This window comes from Nonomuraea sp. NPDC002799 (assembly GCF_053592075.1).
Map to the genome: position 1 here is coordinate 1 of NZ_JBSFVA010000032.1, position 19,156 is coordinate 19,156.

At 68.3% G+C, this 19,156-nt stretch carries 23 protein-coding genes; 11 read left to right on the top strand and 12 right to left on the bottom strand.

The features are described from left to right. The coding region (locus tag ACWD0F_RS39280) for a transposase (RefSeq protein WP_449885732.1) at positions 1-345 on the top strand (345 nt) is incomplete at its 5' end. Here the strand turns inward: ACWD0F_RS39280 and ACWD0F_RS39285 are convergent. Further along, on the bottom strand, positions 282-785 hold the full coding sequence (locus tag ACWD0F_RS39285) for an excisionase family DNA-binding protein (protein WP_449885735.1): 504 nt from the start codon (positions 783-785) through the stop codon (positions 282-284). The two genes, ACWD0F_RS39280 and ACWD0F_RS39285, sit on opposite strands and share 64 nt — an antisense overlap. Before the next feature lie 808 nt (positions 786-1,593). Between ACWD0F_RS39285 and ACWD0F_RS39290 the strand changes: the two genes are divergently transcribed. Further along, positions 1,594-2,478: a helix-turn-helix transcriptional regulator gene (locus tag ACWD0F_RS39290; RefSeq protein ID WP_449885738.1), complete on the top strand. Its 885-nt coding sequence runs from the start codon at positions 1,594-1,596 to the stop codon at positions 2,476-2,478. 119 nt (positions 2,479-2,597) lie between these two features. Here the strand turns inward: ACWD0F_RS39290 and ACWD0F_RS39295 are convergent, their stop codons facing one another. Beyond that, positions 2,598-4,133: a long-chain-fatty-acid--CoA ligase gene (locus ACWD0F_RS39295; RefSeq protein ID WP_449885740.1), complete on the bottom strand. Its 1,536-nt coding sequence runs from the start codon at positions 4,131-4,133 to the stop codon at positions 2,598-2,600. A 301-nt stretch (positions 4,134-4,434) separates the two neighbouring features. Here ACWD0F_RS39295 and ACWD0F_RS39300 point away from each other — a divergent pair, with 301 nt between their 5' ends. Beyond that, positions 4,435-4,674: a hypothetical protein gene (locus tag ACWD0F_RS39300; protein WP_449885742.1), complete on the top strand. Its 240-nt coding sequence runs from the start codon at positions 4,435-4,437 to the stop codon at positions 4,672-4,674. Between the two features lie 273 nt (positions 4,675-4,947). Further along, positions 4,948-5,283, top strand: a complete 336-nt coding sequence (locus tag ACWD0F_RS39305) for a WapI family immunity protein (protein WP_449885744.1) — start codon at positions 4,948-4,950, stop codon at positions 5,281-5,283. Positions 5,284-5,583: 300 nt separating this feature from the next. On the opposite strand, the gene ACWD0F_RS39310 is transcribed toward ACWD0F_RS39305, so the two are convergent. The 3 genes from ACWD0F_RS39310 to ACWD0F_RS39320 form a co-directional block, all read right to left on the bottom strand. Then, positions 5,584-5,838, bottom strand: coding sequence for a hypothetical protein (locus ACWD0F_RS39310; protein ID WP_449885746.1), 255 nt, complete (start codon positions 5,836-5,838; stop codon positions 5,584-5,586). 397 nt (positions 5,839-6,235) lie between these two features. Continuing rightward, entirely contained in the window at positions 6,236-6,451 is a 216-nt protein-coding gene (locus ACWD0F_RS39315) for a hypothetical protein (protein ID WP_449885748.1), read from the bottom strand. A 213-nt stretch (positions 6,452-6,664) separates the two neighbouring features. Then, positions 6,665-7,276, bottom strand: coding sequence for a hypothetical protein (locus tag ACWD0F_RS39320; RefSeq protein ID WP_449885750.1), 612 nt, complete (start codon positions 7,274-7,276; stop codon positions 6,665-6,667). A 136-nt stretch (positions 7,277-7,412) separates the two neighbouring features. Between ACWD0F_RS39320 and ACWD0F_RS39325 the strand changes: the two genes are divergently transcribed. Continuing rightward, positions 7,413-7,817 (top strand): hypothetical protein, encoded by a 405-nt coding sequence (locus tag ACWD0F_RS39325; protein WP_449885752.1) that lies wholly within the window; start codon positions 7,413-7,415, stop codon positions 7,815-7,817. Between the two features lie 31 nt (positions 7,818-7,848). On the opposite strand, the gene ACWD0F_RS39330 is transcribed toward ACWD0F_RS39325, so the two are convergent. Next, a complete protein-coding gene (locus tag ACWD0F_RS39330; protein WP_449885754.1) occupies positions 7,849-8,832 on the bottom strand; it encodes a BtrH N-terminal domain-containing protein in 984 nt (327 codons plus the stop codon). Positions 8,833-9,041: 209 nt separating this feature from the next. Between ACWD0F_RS39330 and ACWD0F_RS39335 the strand changes: the two genes are divergently transcribed. After that, positions 9,042-9,497: a hypothetical protein gene (locus ACWD0F_RS39335; protein WP_449885757.1), complete on the top strand. Its 456-nt coding sequence runs from the start codon at positions 9,042-9,044 to the stop codon at positions 9,495-9,497. A 20-nt stretch (positions 9,498-9,517) separates the two neighbouring features. Continuing rightward, entirely contained in the window at positions 9,518-9,844 is a 327-nt protein-coding gene (locus ACWD0F_RS39340; protein WP_449885759.1) for a winged helix-turn-helix domain-containing protein, read from the top strand. 16 nt (positions 9,845-9,860) lie between these two features. On the opposite strand, the gene ACWD0F_RS39345 is transcribed toward ACWD0F_RS39340, so the two are convergent. Continuing rightward, on the bottom strand, positions 9,861-10,700 hold the full coding sequence (locus tag ACWD0F_RS39345) for a helix-turn-helix transcriptional regulator (RefSeq protein ID WP_449885762.1): 840 nt from the start codon (positions 10,698-10,700) through the stop codon (positions 9,861-9,863). Positions 10,701-10,800: 100 nt separating this feature from the next. Between ACWD0F_RS39345 and ACWD0F_RS39350 the strand changes: the two genes are divergently transcribed. After that, the gene (locus ACWD0F_RS39350) at positions 10,801-11,565 is read left to right on the top strand and encodes an SDR family oxidoreductase (RefSeq protein WP_449885765.1); all 765 of its coding nucleotides are present in this window, start codon (positions 10,801-10,803) and stop codon (positions 11,563-11,565) included. Positions 11,566-11,617: 52 nt separating this feature from the next. Here ACWD0F_RS39350 and ACWD0F_RS39355 read toward each other — a convergent pair whose 3' ends face one another. Beyond that, entirely contained in the window at positions 11,618-11,920 is a 303-nt protein-coding gene (locus ACWD0F_RS39355; protein ID WP_449885767.1) for a hypothetical protein, read from the bottom strand. On the opposite strand from ACWD0F_RS39355, the gene ACWD0F_RS39360 reads away from it, so the two are divergent. Next, positions 11,919-12,074, top strand: coding sequence for a hypothetical protein (locus ACWD0F_RS39360; RefSeq protein ID WP_449885770.1), 156 nt, complete (start codon positions 11,919-11,921; stop codon positions 12,072-12,074). The two genes, ACWD0F_RS39355 and ACWD0F_RS39360, sit on opposite strands and share 2 nt — an antisense overlap. Position 12,075: 1 nt before the next feature. Here ACWD0F_RS39360 and ACWD0F_RS39365 read toward each other — a convergent pair whose 3' ends face one another. Next, positions 12,076-13,467: an MFS transporter gene (locus ACWD0F_RS39365; RefSeq protein WP_449885772.1), complete on the bottom strand. Its 1,392-nt coding sequence runs from the start codon at positions 13,465-13,467 to the stop codon at positions 12,076-12,078. A 178-nt stretch (positions 13,468-13,645) separates the two neighbouring features. Here ACWD0F_RS39365 and ACWD0F_RS39370 point away from each other — a divergent pair, with 178 nt between their 5' ends. Together ACWD0F_RS39370 and ACWD0F_RS39375 are read left to right on the top strand one after the other, a co-directional pair. Beyond that, on the top strand, positions 13,646-15,049 hold the full coding sequence (locus tag ACWD0F_RS39370) for a purine-cytosine permease family protein (protein WP_449885774.1): 1,404 nt from the start codon (positions 13,646-13,648) through the stop codon (positions 15,047-15,049). 130 nt (positions 15,050-15,179) lie between these two features. Further along, complete coding sequence (locus tag ACWD0F_RS39375) at positions 15,180-15,689, top strand: hypothetical protein (protein WP_449885777.1); 510 nt, start codon at positions 15,180-15,182, stop codon at positions 15,687-15,689. A gap of 37 nt (positions 15,690-15,726) precedes the next feature. On the opposite strand, the gene ACWD0F_RS39380 is transcribed toward ACWD0F_RS39375, so the two are convergent. From ACWD0F_RS39380 to ACWD0F_RS39390, 3 genes are read right to left on the bottom strand one after another with little or no spacing between them, the layout of a single operon-like run. After that, the gene (locus tag ACWD0F_RS39380) at positions 15,727-17,526 is read right to left on the bottom strand and encodes an alkyl/aryl-sulfatase (RefSeq protein WP_449885779.1); all 1,800 of its coding nucleotides are present in this window, start codon (positions 17,524-17,526) and stop codon (positions 15,727-15,729) included. 57 nt (positions 17,527-17,583) lie between these two features. Beyond that, entirely contained in the window at positions 17,584-18,495 is a 912-nt protein-coding gene (locus tag ACWD0F_RS39385; RefSeq protein WP_449885780.1) for a hypothetical protein, read from the bottom strand. Continuing rightward, complete coding sequence (locus ACWD0F_RS39390; protein WP_449885782.1) at positions 18,492-19,016, bottom strand: hypothetical protein; 525 nt, start codon at positions 19,014-19,016, stop codon at positions 18,492-18,494. Before ACWD0F_RS39390 ends, ACWD0F_RS39385 begins: the two co-directional genes overlap by 4 nt. Positions 19,017-19,156: the final 140 nt, after the last annotated feature.

Here is a 19,156-nt window from a genome sequence, read left to right on the forward strand (position 1 = left end):
CTCCGGCTCGGCCGGCCCCGTACCCGGCCCGGCGCGGTAGCCGCGGACAAGGCCTACTCCTCCCGCGCCAACCGCCTCTACCTGCGTCGGCGCGGAATCCGGGCGGTCATCCCGGAGAAGAAGGACCAGGCGGCCAACCGCAAGAAGCGAGGCTCACGCGGAGGCCGCCCCCTCCGCCACGATGCGGCGCTGTACAAGGAACGCAACACCGCCGAGCGCTGCATCAACCTGATGAAGGAGTGGCGAGGGCTGGCCTTCCGCTTCGACAAGACCCCGGAAAGCTATCTCGCCGGGCTCCACCTACGAGGCGCCATCCTATGGATCCGAAGCCTTGAACCCGCCTGAAGATCCGAACTCAGAACAGGCCCTAGTTCGCTCAGTTCGTCGGCCGCGCCTCTGCGCTTAACCGAGTCCTGACGCTTGTACTCCATAAGATCGTCATGCCGGATTCGTCGATGCCTGCCGACCAGCCGGAACGGGATGGCGCCTGCCTCCAATAGGCTGATGAGATACGGGCGCGAGACATTTAGCATGGCTGCTGCCTGCTGGGTCGTCAGCTCCGCGTGCGACGGCATCACCTGCACGCCTCGCCCCTCGGCGACCTGAGCAAGGATGAAGGCCAGCATCGACACGGCTTCGCGCGGGAGGACCAAGGCGTCGTCGCCAACCACCTCTGCCGCAACCTCGATCGACCGCCGAGGAGATCGCCGCCGCCCAACAAGAGGTCGCCAGGGACATGGGCTGGTAGGCGCCAGGTTCTCATCACGCCGCACCTCCTTCGGCATCCAGGCCCAGCGCGGTGTCGTAGTCGGCCAGGCGCCGCTGCTCGACCTCGGTCTCAGTCGCCGGCCGCACCTGCCCTCCGCCCGCCCGCCGTCCGGGCATGCGCGGCCTGGGGACCGGTCTCGAACGGCGGCGGGACTCAGGGCCGCGCGCCGCACCCAGCGCCCGCCGTACACAGCCACCCCGCCGCACCGGGGCCGTACCACCGCCCACATGCCGCCCTGGCGATCGCCTGGCGATGGCTGATCTCTCCGCCTGGTCCGGGGGCGATCGACGATCCGGGACTTCGTTCCTCAGCCCCGGCTCACCGAGCACCGTGTGATCTCGATGTCTCGGTCGGGCAGGGTGCGCGCGTTGCGCAAGAGACACCAGGTCGCGGGCTGATCCGCTCGGCCATTAGCGGGCCATTAAGAGGGACGACGAGGGGTCAACCACGGTCGCTCAATATCGACGACAGACAGCGGAAGACCCCGGTTACCCATGACCAGATACGCTTTCAGCGGCGTCAGAGGGCACTGCGTGCCCCTGGCTGGAGGAGGAGCGATGGTTCAGCCGTTGCGCGCCTACTGTCACGCGGCGCAGCCGGCGATCAGGAAGTTGCCGCGCGCCTCCGGGCTTCAGCGTTCGCGCCATCGGCACCAGCCCGGCAGCCACGCTGCCGGGCGCCGGACACCCCGAAGGATGGCCGACCGTAACAGGCGAGGGTCTGGCGGTGTGCGCGCCATTGAGGGCCCCTAGGAGACCAGCGCGCATGCGCCGGCGGTGCGCCAGGCTGGTGAATGCAGAGGTACGGCCGGCGCCGTTCGAGGTGTGCCGATCAAGGAGGGCGTGATGTCGCATCCTTGGCGCGGCTGGTGTCTACTTCGACCCGGCCTCATGCTGTACGGCGGGACGGTCGGCAGGAATGGCCTGCACGCCCACCATGCGGTTCAGCTGATTGTCTCCGCCGAGCCCTTCACCATGGCCGACGCCCATGGCGAGCGGCTGACCACGCAGATCGCCATCATTCCCCCCGACACCCGCCACGCGATACTCACCGGAGCTCGTGAGGCCCTGCTCGCCCACCTGGATCCCCGCAGTTCGCCAGGCCGGTCCCTGCTCGCACGCTTCGGTACGGGGCCCAAGGCTTCGACTTGGTCGCCATCCGTCACGGAGAACAGGGATCTGCCCGTCTACGGCTCTCCAGCCCATGCGGTCACCGAACCGGCTCACACGAGACCGAGCCCGAGACCGAGGCGCCACAAGGGATTACGGCCGCTCATGTTCACCGAGCCGCCGATCGGTCATGCGCGCTCAGCCGAAGCGACGACCTCGCTGCGAGTTGTCGAGGTGTGGACCGGCCACAACGCCGCCGACAACGTTCCGATCCACCCGGCGGTGGAGGCGGCGATCACCGTGCTCCCCACACTCCTGAGACAAGGGCCGGTGCGACTCCGTACGGTGGCGGACGCGGTCCACCTGTCGCCGAGCCGGCTGGCGCACCTGTTCAGCGCGCACGTAGGGATCCCGCTGCGGCCGTACGTGCGGTGGCTACGCCTGCAGCGCGCCATCGGCCTCGTAGCCGCGGGAGACACGTTGACGGTGGCCGCTCACAGCGCCGGGTTCACCGACAGCCCGCACTTCACCCGGGTCTTCCGGGACACCTTCGGGAATACGCCCTCCGAGCTTGCCGCCGCGATCGACTGGTTGCCTTGAACCGCAAGACGCCCAAGCCCTCGACCGGCGCGAGCGCTGAGAGCTGTCGGCCTACCCCGGTCGAAGCGGCCACGTTCACCAACGCGAGGGTGTGTCACCAACCTGATGGCTGAGTACGGCTACCGCAGCTCGCGCTTGAGGATCTTGCCGGTCGCCGTCATCGGCAGCGAGTCACGGAATTCGATGACGCGTGGATACTTGTACGCGGCCATGTTCTCCTTGCACCAGGCGATGAGCTCCTCCTCGCTCGCCGTCGCGCCGGGCGACGGGATGACGTAGGCCTTGACCTCCTCGCCGTGCGAGCCGTGGGGCACGCCGACCACCGCCACCAGCGAGACCGCCGGGTGCGTCATCAGCACCTCCTCCAGCTCGCGAGGGTAGACGTTGAAGCCGCCCCGGATGATCATGTCCTTCGTGCGGTCGATGATGGCGTAGTAGCCGTCCTCGTCGCGGGTGGCGATGTCTCCGGTGCGGAACCAGCCGTCGCGCATGACCTCCTCGGTGGCCTCGGGCCGTCCGTAGTAGCTTTTCATGACGTTGTGCCCGCGGATGGCGACCTCGCCGGGGCCTTCGCCCTCGACGGTGTTCCAGTGGTCGTCCACCAGCCGCATCTGCACGCCCCAGACGGGGTAGCCGACGGTGCCGGGCTTGGTGGGCCGCCCGAGCTGGTTGAAACTGGCCACCGGGGAGGTCTCCGACAGCCCGTAACCCTCCAGGATCGGGATGCCGAAGGTGGCCTCGAAGTCCTTGAGCACCTCGACGGGGCAGGAGGCTCCGCCCGCCACCGCCAGCCGCAGCGTTGAGGGTGGCTCGGCCCCATCGGCGTGGATCTTCGACAGCAACGCCCAGAACATCGTCGGCACCCCCGCGAACATGGTCACCCCCTCCCTGCGCATGAGCTCCAGCGCCTCGCCGGGCTCGAAACGCGGCTGAAGCACAAGGGTGGCTCGGCGGCGCAGGCTCACGCACATGCCTGGGATCTGACCGAAGGAGTGGAAGAGCGGAAGCACGATGAGCGAGACGTCGCCGTCCGGGTCGGCGGGGAACATCTCGTCGCTGACCATGGTGTTGATCAGGATGTTCAGGTGGGTCAGCTCGGCGCCCTTGGGCTGACCGGTGGTACCCGAGGTGTAGAGGACGACCGCGGTGTCGTCAGGCGCGGTCTGCACCGTCTCGAACTCTCCGGACATGCCGTCCAACGCCGCCCAGAGCGACTCGCCGTACTGCGATTCGGTGGCCAGCGGCGTGGCGGGCAGGACGACGAAGTGCTCGCAGCCCTCGACGGCGTCGAAGCCCTCCCGCCCGCGCGCGCCCATGGGCAGCTCGGGCGCGCCCTCGAAGCAGAACAGCGCCTTGGCGTCACTGTCGGCCAGGTGGTAGGCGATCTCGCGCGGCTGTAGCAGCACGTTGAGCGGAACGACGGTCGCCCCGGCCTTGAGGATGCCGAAGTAGACAAAGGGAAAGTAGGGCACGTTCGGACAGAGCAGCGCGACCTTGTCTCCCTTGCCGATCCCACGCGCCACCAGCAGGTTGGCCACCTGGTTCGCGACGGAGTCCACCATGGAGTACGGCAGGCGCAGGTCGCCGAAGACCAGCGCGGTGCGGTCCGGGACACTGCGGGCGCTGTCTTCCAGAATGATCGACAGATTGAGCATCGCGACCCTCTCCTCGGAAATGTGGCATGTGCCCCACATGATGTCCGGAGAATCTGGCCAGGACTTGTACGAACGTGCCGACTCCACGCCACCGACGCGCCGGGGAACAGCTCGACGGCAGCCCGCACAGCATGACCGCCCACGCGACCGTCGCCGCAAGCCCCAAGCCGGCGACCGACCTCGTGAAACTCATCGTTGAGGCCCGCAAGGCTGCCGGCCTCAACCGGGATACTGGCGAATGTTCACTCCGATTGAAATGCAACCTGTCGCATGATCCAGGCGACCCGTACGATCAGGCCTCATGCGCCCGATGTTTCTTTTCATCGTCCTGGGATCACTGGCTTTCGTCATGAGCGGTTGTTACGTGACTGGCCAGTACAGCCGCGCTGACGGCAAAGGCATGACGTTCGCTCTGATCGGTATTGGCTTCATGATTGCCTCGTTAGCCGCAACACTTGCTGAGCGCAACGATCAAAAACAGAATCCCTCGGTCAGGACAAGGCCTCGGAACGACCGCGAAGCCAAAGAACCCGGCTCGTGAGCGACGGCCGCTTGGACATGTCTAATCACCCGCTGGGGCTGTTCCAGACAGTACATGAGAGCCAAATTTCAGTTATGCGCTCCGGCCCCGGGATGATCGCAGTGCCTATGCCTGGGCCGTAAGTAGCTGAGGAGGCCTGATCGTCTCGCCCGCCATCCACCCGGACACGCCGAGCAGAGCAGGGCCACTTCCCCTTCGGGCGGGTCGACAGCAGACGGGATCATCAGGCGAGCGGCGTGCGCGAGGCCGCGCCTGCTCGTGCAGGATGAGCGCATGGACTCCATAGAGATCGTCATTGGAAGGAGCAAGCAGGCCGATCACGTGGCGATCCGAGTAGTAGGTCGCATGCACCCCGGCGCCACTGATTTCTGGGACGGAAACTGGCTCACCTCTCCCGTCCTCGTGCACGTCGGAGGCTTCAACGCCAAGATCGACGCTGGTCTCCGGATCGAGGAACTACGTGACTTCCGGGTGGATCTACAACGCATCTACGCAGAGGCTCAGGGGCGCGCCGTACTGTCCTCGATGGAGCATTGGGTGGAGCTCATCGTGGAGTGTCCGGTTCGAGGTAGAAGGCTTGGATCAGACAGACATTCCGGCGATCGTTGACGCCCTGGTTGCTGCGGAGGAGCGATTCCCAGTCCTGAGCGGTGAATGACCTTCGGGAGTGACCCATTAGCGTGCCATCAAGGGGGTGGCGAGGGGTCAATCACGGTTATTCACGACCGGCCCGACAAGCGGCGGCACGACGTGCCACCGCACGCCAGCTCGCCGCCTACCGCCGTACAGGCATGCGGCCTTGGGACCGGTCCCGGACGGCGCGGGAACGGGCGAGGCCGTCCGCCTGCCGCGCCGTCCTGACCGAACGCACCGATCAGGTTTGCCACGCCGCCGCTTTGAACTCTGCAATCAGCGACGACGGAAGATGCAGGTCATCAGCGGAAGGGCATCTCCGATCAGGTTCTCCGACATATGACTGAGTTGCCACCCTTCACGCTCGACGCCCTCAATCAGCTCTGCCGCATCCGGCACAGCCCATGCACGCATGGTTTCGGACTTCGCTCGGAGCCGAGACACGAAGATCTCATGACCCTCTTCATTCGCCCGCCGAGCCTCCGCAATGGTTTGCCCGATGTCCTGCTCAGCATTTCGAAGCCATGCCATAGGCCGCCGGTTCTCCTCTGTCGAAGTTGATGCATCTGCCATCGAGGGAGCAACGATCTTGCGATCGGAAGGGTTCCGCTATCGACATACGTGCACCTCAGGGACAAACAGCGCGCCATAGGTTAGGGCCAAGCCGCCATCAACTCGGCACACCGGTCCCGGACGGCGGAGGGACACCGGAGGTTAGCCGGCCGAGCGGGATCTGGTCGCCGTGATAGCGGCGGTATCCCGTTCCGGGGTCCACGGGATCCCATGCGGCCGGACAGAGGGAGGCCGTCGTGCCGTAGCAGCGCGAGTTCGATTCCCGTCACCTGCTCCACGAGCAAAGGCCCAGGTCAGGATGAGACTCCTCACCATGAGTCTTCGTCAGGTTCTGAAGTAACCCCTCGGGCCCTTACTATTCGGGCCAGCGCCGCCTGGTGCGATAGTGCTCGGCACGCTCTGCCGCCATGCGTTCCCGTCGCTCCTGAGTCAGGATTTCTTGGGGACTCGGCACTCGTCGCCGCTCATGTCTGATGGCCAGGCGGATCGCCCAGTAAAGCAAGAAGAACGCCAGTACGGCCGGAACGGCCCATGTCGCCAGCAGCAGAATGTCGGTGAACCCGATCGCCATCTGATCCTCCGTATGGAGGGAATCAGCATGCCTGCTTTGGCAAGTCGCGTCCACCGAGGCCGAATGACCCACATCAAGGTTCGTGACCTGACGTCACACTGTCGTGCTGTCCCGAACCGACCGCAGCGCGGACTCTCGCCGGTGTCTCCGTCCCCGCCGATCTGGAAGGGAGGGCGGGCGTTTGCGGTGTGGCGATGGTCATGAAAGTGGCAACTACTGAGTTCGGCCTTTTTGAGAGGAGGGAGCGAGGCGTTCATCGACCATGCGCCTGCGTTCCGCAGAAAGACCGCGAGCTGCCATGGCCCTGTGCAGAAGAGCAGCGTCGAACCCCTGCGCCGCCAGGTGGTCAAGGAGAGGCTCATACCTGTCGGACCGATCACGCAACAACTCTGTGGCCAGCCGCAACTCCAGGCGGACCACCGGAACACGATGCGAGCCACACGTGATCAGGACATAGTGCTGCCACGGGCCACGGCCGATGCACTCCATCTCATCGGAGTCGGTCTCCTGCTCGACTGTGCTGATCTCGAAATGAACCCCGTTCACCTCGTACCTGGCGAAATACTGCGAACTCACGGGGATCCAGGAGGCCGCATACAGGCAGGGAAAGGACGAGAGAGCGGCACCGAACGTGTCCACGTCCTCCCGCCGAGCCACCAAGAGGTCGACATCTCCGACCGGAAGCTGAACACCTTGCAGCAGAGCGGCACTTGTGCCACCGACGCGGTATCTCGGGTCGGCCCCCGCAGCCCTTAAGGCGGTAAGAGCCGTGTCCAACGCCGACGTCACGTCCACCAGCCGCAGAGATGCCTCGCCGACTCGCATGACGATCAGCGTAACCATGACGAGCCGCCAAGGTCAGCGGGCAGCGAACCCGAGTCGAGCGTGCACACCGCGTGCCAGTCGAAGGCCAAGTGTTCAGCATGTACGACCTGGCACCGCTTCTGGCACATTTGATGCCATGAGTAGGCCTTGGTGGGACGATCTTCCCATTGGCCAGAAGATCGTGGTGTTCGCCGCGCCGCCGGTCCTGGTAATAGGCGGCCTGGTGCGATTGGTCGCTGTCCGTCCTTCGGGGCTGGACCTCGTAGGCAACCTGGCCATCGCACTCCTGGGGATCTGGCTTTCCATCAGCGTCACGCGGGACGTTTTGCGCAAGCGAAAGCCGCGGGCAACTGATGGGCAGCCCCTCTTCGAGGTGACGATGCGCGGTTATCGCCGAAGCGACGTGGACCAGTACCTAGCCTCGATCCGGCAGCCGGGACCTTCTTCCAGCCCGAGCTTCGCCCTCGTCTTCCGCGGCTACAACCCGCGCCAGGTGAACGAGTACCTGGGCTCGATAAAAGGCGACCGACCCGAGTCGTGACCCAAGGTGCACGACGGCGAGGCCGTGGAAGCTACAACTGACGCAGCGCCTGCATGGCGTCCTTCTCGATGCGCGAGAGATCGTGGAGGAGGACGCCGGCCTGGTCGAGGTGCCCGGCGTCGCCGTTCTCCCCAGCCTTCGCGATCAAGGCGGCCACGTCCGTCCACAGGACGGCGGCCTCGGCGTACAGCCTGTGACCGGTGCGGAGGTGGCCGTCGTCGATCAGCCGGGTGCACTCGTCGAGGAAGTCGCGATAGAGGGCCCGGAACAGGGCACCGCCGGTCCCGCCCTTCTCCATGAGGAGGGCGGCCTGCGGCAGGTCCTGCTGCGGCTCGCCGGCGCGTAGCAGCCATCCGGGCACCTGTTTGCCGGCTTTCTCGATGCCGCGGTGGCCCAGGTTCGCGATGGGTGCGGCGAGGAAGGCGTCGGCGCAGTCCTTGATGGCGGGGATGATCTGGTCCTGCCAGGACGGTGGGTGAGCCGGCCGGGTGAGGGTGAAGGATCGGTTCCTGGCGGTCATCGGGCCGCGTTCGGCGCGCGCCAGGGCGAGGCCGGCCCGGCTGGTGCGTACGGCTCCGCCCTGCTGGTCGGTGTCCACCAGGTAGACGTCGTGCTCGTCGTAGCCGTACATGGCGACGACGTGACCGCCGAAGTGCACCTGGGCGCGGAAATAGTCCAGGTGGTAGCAGTCGAGCTGGAGGCCGACCGGCCGACCGGCGTCGATGGGGGCGGCCACGTTCGCCCACGCCTTGCGCGGTGAGGTGGTCTCCTCGGCCAGCAAGGTCAGCCCCAGCCTGGCGGCCAGGTTCCGGGTGAGGTCGAAGGGTTTGACGCGGCCGCCGAGAAAGGGGAACGCCATGCTCTTGCCGTCCCAATAGATGAAGGACAGGCCGGAGCCCAGCCCGAACAGCATGGGCTCGGACAGATCGAGTCCCTCATGCCGCAGCAGCACGCCCAGCGCCGTCGTCTCGCAGTGGTGCAGGCCGCGGGCCTCGACGTCCTTCACGATGGTCATGCGTCGCTCTCCTCGCGCTCACGCGGCGGACGGTCACACCGTCTCCCTGACGTGGGATCAGCATGGGGCCTCCCACGGTAGGAGAGTCCAGCCGCACAGCGGCGGCTTTGGGTGGCCCAGGCGTCGCCGGCGGCTCCGGCACTTTCCTCCGAGGAAAGTCGATGCTATTTTCCTTATAGGAAAGTAGCTCGACGACCAAGGATGGTTCCATGTACCCGCACGACGCCCAGTACTCGCTCGACCAGATCCACCACCTTCAGGACCGAACTCGCGACGAGCTCGTCCGCCACAACTTCGCCCTCCCCTACATGTTCCTCCTGGCGCTGGGGATCTTCGTCGCCTACGGGTCCGGCGACCTCCAGCCTCCCTGGGACGACATCGGCTGCGTGCTCGGTCTCGGCCTGTATATGGGAGTCGTGATCGTGCAACAGTTACGGATGTGCCGAGCCGCCGTCCGTCCGCGCCGTCTCTGGGTGCCCACCCTCCGGGAGTCGCTGTTCTACGTGGGCTGGGGAATCAGCCCGCTGCTGGTCTTCCTCGCCTCCGGTTTCGCGGCCGGCGCGTTGGGGCTGACCGCGCGGGCGACGCTCGCCGCGGGCGTCACGGCTCTGACGTTCGTCGCGGCCACGCCGCTGATCCGCCGCGTCGCCAAGGCGGCCATGTGACAGGAGAACGGTCACCACTGATGGACTCCTCCTTCGACGAATTCCTGCACGTTCCGGCGCGGTTGTCGATCGTCGCGCTGCTGGCGCCGGCCGGCTGGGTCGAGTTCGGCTTTCTGCGGGACACGATCGAAACCAGCGACTCGGCCCTGTCCAAACAGGTTTCCGCGCTGGCCAACGCCGGATACGTCGCGGTGCGCAAGGAGCAGGAGAAGGGGATCCGGCGCACCTTCGTCCGGCTCACCCCGGAGGGACGGGATGCGTTCCAGCGCCACGCGACGGCACTGGAACGCATCGTCGCGGTCGCCCGTACCCCGGCGGAACACTTCACACCGGTCGGCGACAAATGAAGGCCGCCGAGTCGCCTCAGCGTGAAACGCGGTCTTGCCCCAGCACCGCCAGGAGCCGCAGCTTCTCGTGACCCTCGGTACGCGGCGGGGCGGTGAGCACGAGCAGGGCCTGCGACTGGTCCTCGGTGAACAGCACCTGACAGTCCAGCTCGATCGCGCCGAGCTCAGGATGGATGAGCGTCTTGTGATCCTCGAAGCGCTTCGCGACCTCGTGCCGCTCCCACAACCGGCCGAACTCCGCGCTCGCCTGCCGCAGGGCCCGCACGAGCTCGCCGGCCCGCGAGCGCGGACCCATCGACCCGTACGCGGTGCGCAGGTTCGCGACCTGGGCGCGGCTCTGCCGGTCTCGGTCGTCCTCGGGGTAGCGCAGCCGTTCGGCGGGATCGGTGAACCAGCGGTAGATCTCGCTGCGAGCCAGGCCCGTGTAGCCCGACTTGTCGCCGAACAGGGCGGCGGCCATCCGGTTCTGCACCAGCGTCTCCCCCAGGCTGGACAGGATGAGCGCCGGGGTGTCCTCAAGGCGGTCGAGCACCCGCAACAGGGCGGGGGCGACATGCGTGGTGGCCGACACCGATGACGGGGCGTTGCGGCCGGCGATCTGGAACAGGTAGTCGCGTTCGCCGGTTGACAGGCGGAGCGCACGGGCGAGCGAGGCCAGCATCTGGACGCTGGGTTGCGGGCCGCGCTGCTGTTCGAGCCGGGTGTAGTAGTCGGTCGACATCACGGCGAGGACCGCGACCTCCTCACGCCGCAGGCCCGGGGCCCGGCGGCGCGCGCCCGTGGGAAGCCCCACGTCCTCAGGGCGAAGCTCCTCGCGGCGGCGGCGCAGGAAGTCTGCCAGTGCTGCACGATCCATGTGCCCCATTATCGGCTGGTTCCGTGGGTGAACCAGGGATCGCCGATCCCCCGACAACCGGTCTCTGCACCTGTGGCGGCCGATCGGGAACACTCCAAGCATGAACATCTCGGGAAACACCATCTTCATCCCCGGCGCCACCAGCGGCATCGGTCTCGCCCTCGCGGTCGAGCTGCTGGGCAGGGGTAACAGTGTCATCGTCGGCGGCCGGCGCGCCGACCTGCTGGAGCGCATCGCCGCCGAGCATCCCGGCATCGACACCGTACAGATCGACACGACGGACGCCGAGAGCATCCGCTCCGCCGCCGAGCAGGTGCTGGCCAGGCATCCGGACCTCAACGTGCTCGTCGCGATGGCCGGCATCATGCGGATCGAGGACTGGCGCACGCCCGAGACGTTCCTCGCCGCTGCCGAGTCGGTCGTGACGACCAATGTGCTCGGCCCGATCCGGCTCATCGCCGCCTTCATCGAGCACCTGCGGGCGCAGCCGGACGCCACGATCGTCACCGTCTCCTCGGGTCTCGCGTTCGCGCCGCTCAAGGTCACGCCGAGCTACAACGCGTCCAAGGCCGCCATCCACATGCTCAGCGAGTCGATCCGGCTGCAGCTCGCCGACACCAGTGTGAAAGTCGTGGAGCTGGAGCCGCCGGCCGTCCGCACCTCGCTGCTGCCCGGGCAGGAGGACAGCGAGTTCGCGATGCCGCTCGACGAGTTCGTGGCGGAGGTCCTCGCGCTGGTGGAGTCACAGCCCGACGCGCAGGAAATCCAGGTCGAGCGCGTCAAGTTCCTGCGGTACGGCGAGGCGCGCGGTGACTACGACCAGGTGGTCAAAACGCTCAACGCCGCCGACCCGCACGGGAAATAGCTCACCATGAGGAAAGGCGCGATGCGTCCACAGCCTGTGGAAAGCTCGCGGCCTACCGTGAAGAAGGGGAGCCGCTGTGCGCATCGCCATACCGCTGTTCGACCGGTTCACCGCCCTCGACGCCGTCGGCCCGTACGAGGTGCTCAAGTTCCTGCCGGGCGCCGAGATCGTGTTCGTCGCGGCAGAGGCCGGGCCCGTTCGCGACGTGCCCAGGTGGCTGGCCATCACCGCCGACGCGGCGTTCGCCGGCGCGGTGGACGTCCTGGAGTCGTTCGGGGCGACGTACACGTCCGAGCGGGTCGTCGAGCAGGGGAAGATCGTGACCGCCGCGGGGGGTCTCCTCCGGGATCGACATGGCGCTCACGCTGGTGGCGCGCATCGCCGGCCGGACGACGGCGGAGGCGATCCAGCTCGCCATCGAGTACGACCCGCAACCGCCGTTCGACGCCGGCTCCCCCGCGAAGGCTCCTGCGGCGGCCAAGGAGCTGCTGGCAAAGGGCCTGCGGTGAGTCAGCGGTAGGTACGGATGAGATCGTACGTGGCGGCGGCCAGGGCGATGATCACGAACCCCAGCACCACCATCAGGCCGTGCCGGAACGCCGCCGTCCAGCCGTCCCCCAGCGCCCCGAAGAACGTCGACCCCGTCGCCGCGATGCCGATGGCCGAGCCGAGGCGCTGACCCGTCTGCAGGACGCCGGCCGCGCTCCCCCCACCCTCGGGCGGCACCTCGGAGAGCGTGATCGCCTGGTTGGGCGAGATCACCAGACCGCTGCCCGTGCCCGCCAGCAGCAGTGGCAGGGCGGTGGCGAAGCCCACCGCCTGGCCGGGGACCAGCGCGGCCGCCACCATCGTGGCCAGCAGGCCGACGATCACCAGGGACAGGCCGACGGCCACCAGCCGCCGGCCGGCGCGGGCGACGAGCCGGCCGCCCACCACGGCGGCCGAGGCCGAGCCGAGGGCGAACGGGGTGATCGACAGACCCGCCATCAACGCGCTGTACTGGTGGCCGCTCTGCAGGTAGAGCGTGAAGATGAAGAAGATGCCGGTGAAGCCGGCGAAGTAGAACAGCGCGATGGCCGCGCCGAGACTGTAGGAACGTTTGCGGAACAGGGCCAGGTTGACCAGGGACTCCCCGCGGTAGGCGCGTTCCCACACCACGAAACCGGTCAGGATGACCAGGGCCGCCGGGATGAGCAGCCACTTGGTCTCGCCCTCCCACTGGTGGCGCTGGATGAAGGGCAGCAGCAACGCCGCCACCCCCACGCCCAGCAGCAGCACGCCGATGGGATCCATGCTCTCGCGCCGGCGGGCGCCGGCCGGTCGCGGCGCGGGCAGCAGCCGCCACGCCATCGGCAGCAGCACCAGCCCGATCGGCACGTTCACCAGGAACACCCATCGCCACCCGTGGTCGGGCCCGAACACACTCACCAGCGCCCCGCCGATCAGCGGGCCCGCGGCCGTGGACACGCCGATCGTGGCACCGAGCGCCCCGAACGCCCGCCCGCGCTCGTGCCCGCGGAACATCTGCTGGATCAGCCCCGACACCTGCGGGTTCAGTATTCCGGCCGCCATCCCCTGCACCAGCCTGGCGATGATCAGCACGTTCATGTTCCACGCGAAACCGCACGCCGCGCTGGACAGCGTGAACAGCGCCACCCCCCACATGAACAGGGTCGGCCGGCTCCTGGCGTCCCCCAGCCGCCCGGCCGGGACCAGCAGCAGGCCGAACGTGAGCGCGTACCCCGACAACGTCCACTGCAGGCCGTCCTCCGTCGCGTGCAGACCGTCGCGGATCGACGGCAGCGCCACGTTGACGATGCTCACGTCCAGCCCCGTCATGAACGCCGCCATCAGGCAGACGGCGAGCGCCCGTTTTCGCGTGTCGGGCCTGGACGCCCCCATCACGGCAACCTCTCTGCGGAACGTCAGGCGAAGACGGTACGACCCGCCGCATTCCGCAGATATTTCCCAGCAGATCACGAAATATCGCCCATCGGGGATTTCTTTGCCCACGACCCTGCGGCGGATCCGGCCGAAAATCGCAGGTGCTTCTGGGGCAGAAGCCAGGTAACGTCCGATCATGGACACGATGACCGTCGAGCAGAACGGCATCAACGCGATCCCCGAGTCGGAGCGCCACGGCCGCCCGGGTGACCTCTTCTGGCCCTGGGCCGGCTCCAATCTGTCGCTGTTCGGCGTCGCCTTCGGCGTGTACATCGTCGGTCTCGGCCTCGGCGTCATTCCGGCGATCATCACCGGAGCCGTCGGGTACGCGCTCTCGTTCCTCCTGGTCGGCCTGGTCGCGATCGCCGGCGCCCGATCCGGCGTGCCGACGATGACACTGGGCCGGGCCCCCTTCGGCTACCTGGGCAACAAGCTGCCCACCGTGTTCTCCTACATCTCGAACGTCGGCTGGGAGATCGTGCTCGTCACACTCTCCGCGCAGAGCGGCGCCGAGATCCTGACGCGCCTCGCGCCCGGCGTCCCGCGCACGACGGCGACGGCGGTGTGCTTCGCCGTCGCGGCGCTGGCCGTGATCGTGATCGGCATGTTCGGGCACGCCATGATCATGGTGGTGCAGCGCTACCTGACGTACGTGTTCGTCGTGCTCACGGTCGTCTACCTGGTCCTCATGGCGCCGCGACTCGGCGTGTCACTGGAGACGTCGGCCGGTCCTGGCCGCTGGCTGGGCGGCGTCATCTTCGCGATGACGCTGCTCGGCCTGGGGTGGGTCAACTGCGGCGCCGACTACTCCCGTTACCTGCCCGCCGGCTCCCGCCCGAGGTCGGTGGCCCTGTGGACGACGCTGGGCGGGGCGCTGCCGCCCATGGTGCTGCTGGTGTTCGGGGTGCTGCTGGCGGGCGGCGATCCGGAGCTGGCCGAGGCGGCGGGCGGCGACCCGGTGGCCGCGCTGGCGGGGGCGCTGCCGACGTGGTTCCTGCTGCCGTACCTGCTGACCGCCATCGGCGGCTTCCTGGCCGGGGCGATCATGGACATCTACTCGTCGGGGTTGTCGATGCTGGCGCTGGGCGTGCCGGTCAGGAGGCACCTCGCGGTGCTGATCGACGGGGTTCTCATGCTGCTCGGCGGCTACTACCTGCTGTTCGTCTCCACCAGTTTCCTCGGCACCTTCCAGGCGTTCCTGGCGATCGCCGGGGTGGTGATGGCCGCCTGGGTGGCGATCTTCCTGGTGGACATGTGGCTGCTGCGGGCGGGCGGGCGCGCCTACGACGAGCGGCTGCTGCGGCCCGGCGCGCCCGCGTTCAACTGGGCCGGGGTGGTGTCGCTGACCGTGGCGTCGGTCATCGGGCTCGGCCTGATCGTCTCGGCCGACGAGCACATCGCCCAGGTCGTCGGCTTCCTGATGAGCGAGGAGCTCAAGGCGAGCACGTTCGGCGCGGCGAACATCGGCGTGGTGGTCGCGCTCGTGCTGGCCGGCGCTCTGTACTACGCGCTGGCCCGGCGCAGGGTGGCGCGGGGCTGAGAGCGCTCATGGCGCGGGGCTGAGAGCGCTCATGGCGCGGGGCTGAGAGCGCTCATGGCGCCGGTCTGAGAGCGCTCGTGGCGCGGCCGCATCGCGCCGGTCGCCCTCCGGCGGTTACTGTTGGTGATTGATGACGAACATACCGTTGCGGTTGCTGAGATGGGCGGTGCACGTCACGGCCTGCGGGCTGCTGCTGATCGCCGTGGTGACCGTGCTCCGCGAGGACCGCGTGACCGAGGCCGTCGGCGGCCTGCTGCTCGGCCTCGTGTACGCCGGCGGCCTGACGCCCTGGCTCAGCGCGGGGTCCGCCGCGCAGCCGTGGCTCGGCATGATGACGGCGGCGCAGGCGTGGCTCGGCGTGGTGACGGCCGGGTGGGTCGTGCTGGCCGTGGCGGCGCCGCCGTTCGTGTGGCTGGCGTTCCCGCTGCTGTTCTCCTACCTGGAGTTGCTGCCGCTGTGGCTGGCCGCGTTCGGCGCGACGGTGCTGACCTCGGCCACGATCCTGGCGGCGGCCTGGCACGCGGGCGAGCTGACGCTGCCGCTGGTCGTCGGGCCCGGCGTCGGGGCGGTGGTGGTGACGCTGCTCGCGCTGGCCTGCAAGGCGCTGCACACGGCGATCGAGCAGCGGCCACCGGAGTAGGCCGGGCCGCCGGAGCAGGCCGAACCACCGGAGCAGGTCAGGCCGTCACGATGGCGAAGTCGGGCACCGCGTGGTCGAGCACGGCGACCAGCCGCTGCAACACCGCCGTGTTCCCCTCTCGCTCGACGCCCTCGACCCCCTTGCCCGCCAGCAGCCCCACGAGCTGCGCCTTGGTCAGCCGCAACGTCAGGTCGGCGCTCTCGTCGCGGGGCTCGCGCTGCTGGATGAGGGCGCCGTTGGACAACGTCGTCCGGTGCCGCTCCCCCAGGTCGGTCAGATGCCAGTCGATGGCCAGCCGCTCGTGCCAGGCCCGCGGGCCGTTGACCCGGATGGCGATGGAGTCGAAGATCTGCTCCACGCTCAGCCCCGAGAGCAGGTCGGGCGAGGTGGCGTCCGGGGTGGCGGGCACGATGCCGTCGGCCAGCTCCAGGGCGCCCATGAGGTAGAAGTTGCGCCAGGTGGCGTTCTCGGCGCCGTGGCCGAGCCGGGTGTAGACCTCCGCCAGCAAATCTCTGGCCTCCTTGTTGCCCTCGTCGGCGAAGACGGCGTGGTTGAGGAGTTGCGCGGCGAAGCGCAGGTCGTTCTCCTCGATGTAGCGCCGGGCGACCTCGACCACGGCCGGGCCGCCGCCCAGGCAGTCGACGTAGCGCAGCGCGCTCTCCCTCGGCGGGTGCGCCCACAGGTGCGCCGGGTTCCCGTCGAACCAGCCCAGGTAGCGCTGGTAGATGGCTTTGACGTTGTGGCTGACCGAGCCGACGTAGCCGTGCGTGTGCCAGGACTGCTCAAGGTCGGGCGGCAGGTGCACGGCCTCGGCGATCTCGGGTCCCGTCAGGCCCCGGTTGAGCAGGCGCAGCGTCTGGTCGTGCAGGTAGGCGTACAGGTCCCGCTGCTGCCCGAGGAAGCGCACGATGTTCTCGCCGCCCCAGGTGGGCCAGTGGTGCGAGGCGAAGGCGACGTCGGCCCGGTCGGTGAACAGGGTGATGGCCTCGGTGAGGTAGCGCGACCAGGCGCGGGCGTCGCGGACGGCGGCGCCGCGCAGGGACAGGACGTTGTGCTGGTTGTGGGTGGCGTTCTCGGCCAGGCAGAGGGCGCGGCGCTCCGGGATGAGGAAGGTCATCTCCGCGGGCGCCTCGGAGTCCGGCGTGAGCTGGAAGACGATCCGGACGCCGTCGACGCTCTCCTCCTGGCCGGTACGCGTGACGTCGACGGTGGGCTCGATGAGGGAGATGGTGCCGGTCGAGTTGGTCATGCCGAGACCGGCGCCGATCTGGCCCTCCGGGGATCGGGGCAGGGCCGGCCCGTACATGTAGACGGCCCGGCGGGTCATGGCCGGGCCGGTGTAGACGTTCTCCGCCACCGCGTGCTCCATGAACCCGGCCGGAGCCAGGATCGGGACGTCTCCGCCGGTCACGCCGCGCACGCCGCCGAAGTGGTCGGCGTGCGCGTGGGTGTAGATCACGCCGGTCACCGGACGGTCGCCGCGGTGGGCGCGGTACAGCCCCAGCGCCGCGGCGGCGCACTCGACGGAGACCAGCGGGTCGACCACGATGACGCCGTGCTCGCCTTCGATCAGCGTCATGTTCGACAGGTCCAGGCCGCGTACCTGGTAGATGCCGTCGGCGACCTCGTACAGGCCCTGTTTGGCGCAGAGCTGGCTCTGCCGCCAGAGACTCGGATGGGCGGTATCGGGGCAGTCTTCCCGCAGGAAGTCGTAGGAGTCGTTGTCCCAGACGACCCGGCCGTCCGCCGCTTTGACGACCGCGGGGCTGAGCTTGGCGATGAAGCCGCGGTCAGCGTCCTCGAAGTCGCCCCTGTCGTGAAATGGAAGGTCTGCCATACCTAACCGCATGCCCGGTAAGAGAACCGGAAAGCTCAATAAACACCCCTAAAAGCATTAATCTCGGGCAATCGGGACATCGGCCGGGCCCATGGCCTCGGCACTGGTCAGCCACTCCTCGGCGTACTCGGCGATCTCCAGCAGCAACGCCTCGAACCGCGCCCGCGTGGTCTGCAGGATGTGCGGTCGCGCCAGCCACCGCAGCGCCTCGCGCCCCGACACGCCCATCCGCTGCCTGGGCGAGGTCTCCGGCCGCTCGTCGTAGTAACGGCTCAGCGCCTCCGCCAGCACGTCCCACGAGTCGTCCGCGCCGAACAGCCGCTTGACGTCGTCGGACTCCAGGATCCTGAACGCCTCGTCCAGCACCTGCATGAGCTCGACCCGCAACACGTTCAGCCGGCCGAAGGAGGCGGACTTGAGGTTGTTGCGCAGATCGAGGCCGGCCCGGCGGACCACGGCGATGCTGCCGAAGCTCGGGTCGCCGGCCCGCTCCCTGATCACGTCGGAGACGCGCTTGTCCCGCCGGTAGAGCGTCACCTGGTTCATGAAGTGCGTGAACAGCTCATGGAACTCGGCGTTCCTGCGCGACCCCGACGGCACCGCGCGGCTGTAGCCGAGCACCCGGCCGTAGGCGGCGGCCCGGTCGGCCCGCGTGTAACGCAGGATGTCGCGGCGGTCGAACTGGTAGAGCCCGAACGCGCCCCTGCCGCCCGGCAACCGCACCGTGCCGGCCCTGAACAGCTCCTGCAGCTTGCGCACGACCTTGAAGACGCCGAGCCGTTCGTGCTGGTAGACGTAGTAGAGGTCGCCGACGGCGTCGATCCGCTCGGAGGTGACGTTCTCGTCGTACGACGCCACGCCGTCCGGCATCCGGGCCTCGCCGAGCGCCTCGGCGAGTCGCGGGCCGGCGATGAGGTCCGCGCTCAGGCGATCGGCGAGCTCCTGCCGTGCTCTCTGCCCTTCAGTCATGTCCGCAGCCTCTCTCTGTCGATCGTCGAAGGCGCGAGCAGGCGCACGGGCACCGGCGCGACCGTCGTGCGCTCGATGAGACGGCTCCAGGACGCGAGCAGGGAGTCCTCGACGTCGTCGAGGGCCGCGCCCGCGCTCCCCAGACCCGCGAGGACCACGTCCGTCCAGGCGCGCCACGGGCGTCCCCAGACGCCGGCCAGCCGGTGCAGCTCCGCCACCCGCTCCGCGTCGAGCAGCCAGGTACGCAGCCGCCGCGACGCGTCGATCGTCCCTCGATGCGTCCCGGCCAGCGCCCTGGCCGTCGCCGGCGGGTCCAGCTCCTCACCCAGCTCGTCGGCGTGCGCGCAGATCTCCGCCGCCGCGCCCGCCAGGTCGCCGACCCCGTCCTCCAGGTCCTGCAGGAACTTGTGACCGGGCCTGCCGTCGGGGCGGTCCTCGGTGACCGTGATGGCCAGCGCGTCCACCGCGGCGCGCAGGTCGTACGCGGTCCGCCGCAGGGCGGACGCGGGCTCCTCGATCATGATCGGCTACCTCCTGGCCGGCTCGCGGAAGAAGTGGGCGGTGATCTCCTCGCATGTGCGTCCCGACAAGGTGGTTGTACGCCAGGTCAAGGCTCAGAGACAGTCACCCGTTCGCAGGTCACGCAATCATGTGACTCCTC

Coding starts and splice junctions, on each gene's coding strand:
- ACWD0F_RS39310 (WP_449885746.1), bottom strand. CDS start 5,838: ATGGCATGGCTTCGAAATGCTGAGCAGGACATCGGGCAAACCATTGCG.
- ACWD0F_RS39305 (WP_449885744.1), top strand. CDS start 4,948: ATGGACTCCATAGAGATCGTCATTGGAAGGAGCAAGCAGGCCGATCAC.
- ACWD0F_RS39315 (WP_449885748.1), bottom strand. CDS start 6,451: ATGGCGATCGGGTTCACCGACATTCTGCTGCTGGCGACATGGGCCGTT.
- ACWD0F_RS39335 (WP_449885757.1), top strand. CDS start 9,042: ATGTACCCGCACGACGCCCAGTACTCGCTCGACCAGATCCACCACCTT.
- ACWD0F_RS39325 (WP_449885752.1), top strand. CDS start 7,413: ATGAGTAGGCCTTGGTGGGACGATCTTCCCATTGGCCAGAAGATCGTG.
- ACWD0F_RS39345 (WP_449885762.1), bottom strand. CDS start 10,700: ATGGATCGTGCAGCACTGGCAGACTTCCTGCGCCGCCGCCGCGAGGAG.
- ACWD0F_RS39285 (WP_449885735.1), bottom strand. CDS start 785: ATGCCGAAGGAGGTGCGGCGTGATGAGAACCTGGCGCCTACCAGCCCA.
- ACWD0F_RS39385 (WP_449885780.1), bottom strand. CDS start 18,495: ATGACTGAAGGGCAGAGAGCACGGCAGGAGCTCGCCGATCGCCTGAGC.
- ACWD0F_RS39375 (WP_449885777.1), top strand. CDS start 15,180: ATGACGAACATACCGTTGCGGTTGCTGAGATGGGCGGTGCACGTCACG.
- ACWD0F_RS39360 (WP_449885770.1), top strand. CDS start 11,919: ATGGCGCTCACGCTGGTGGCGCGCATCGCCGGCCGGACGACGGCGGAG.
- ACWD0F_RS39390 (WP_449885782.1), bottom strand. CDS start 19,016: ATGATCGAGGAGCCCGCGTCCGCCCTGCGGCGGACCGCGTACGACCTG.
- ACWD0F_RS39350 (WP_449885765.1), top strand. CDS start 10,801: ATGAACATCTCGGGAAACACCATCTTCATCCCCGGCGCCACCAGCGGC.
- ACWD0F_RS39300 (WP_449885742.1), top strand. CDS start 4,435: ATGCGCCCGATGTTTCTTTTCATCGTCCTGGGATCACTGGCTTTCGTC.
- ACWD0F_RS39365 (WP_449885772.1), bottom strand. CDS start 13,467: ATGGGGGCGTCCAGGCCCGACACGCGAAAACGGGCGCTCGCCGTCTGC.
- ACWD0F_RS39295 (WP_449885740.1), bottom strand. CDS start 4,133: ATGCTCAATCTGTCGATCATTCTGGAAGACAGCGCCCGCAGTGTCCCG.
- ACWD0F_RS39320 (WP_449885750.1), bottom strand. CDS start 7,276: ATGCGAGTCGGCGAGGCATCTCTGCGGCTGGTGGACGTGACGTCGGCG.
- ACWD0F_RS39380 (WP_449885779.1), bottom strand. CDS start 17,526: ATGGCAGACCTTCCATTTCACGACAGGGGCGACTTCGAGGACGCTGAC.
- ACWD0F_RS39355 (WP_449885767.1), bottom strand. CDS start 11,920: ATGTCGATCCCGGAGGAGACCCCCCGCGGCGGTCACGATCTTCCCCTG.
- ACWD0F_RS39330 (WP_449885754.1), bottom strand. CDS start 8,832: ATGACCATCGTGAAGGACGTCGAGGCCCGCGGCCTGCACCACTGCGAG.
- ACWD0F_RS39370 (WP_449885774.1), top strand. CDS start 13,646: ATGGACACGATGACCGTCGAGCAGAACGGCATCAACGCGATCCCCGAG.
- ACWD0F_RS39340 (WP_449885759.1), top strand. CDS start 9,518: ATGGACTCCTCCTTCGACGAATTCCTGCACGTTCCGGCGCGGTTGTCG.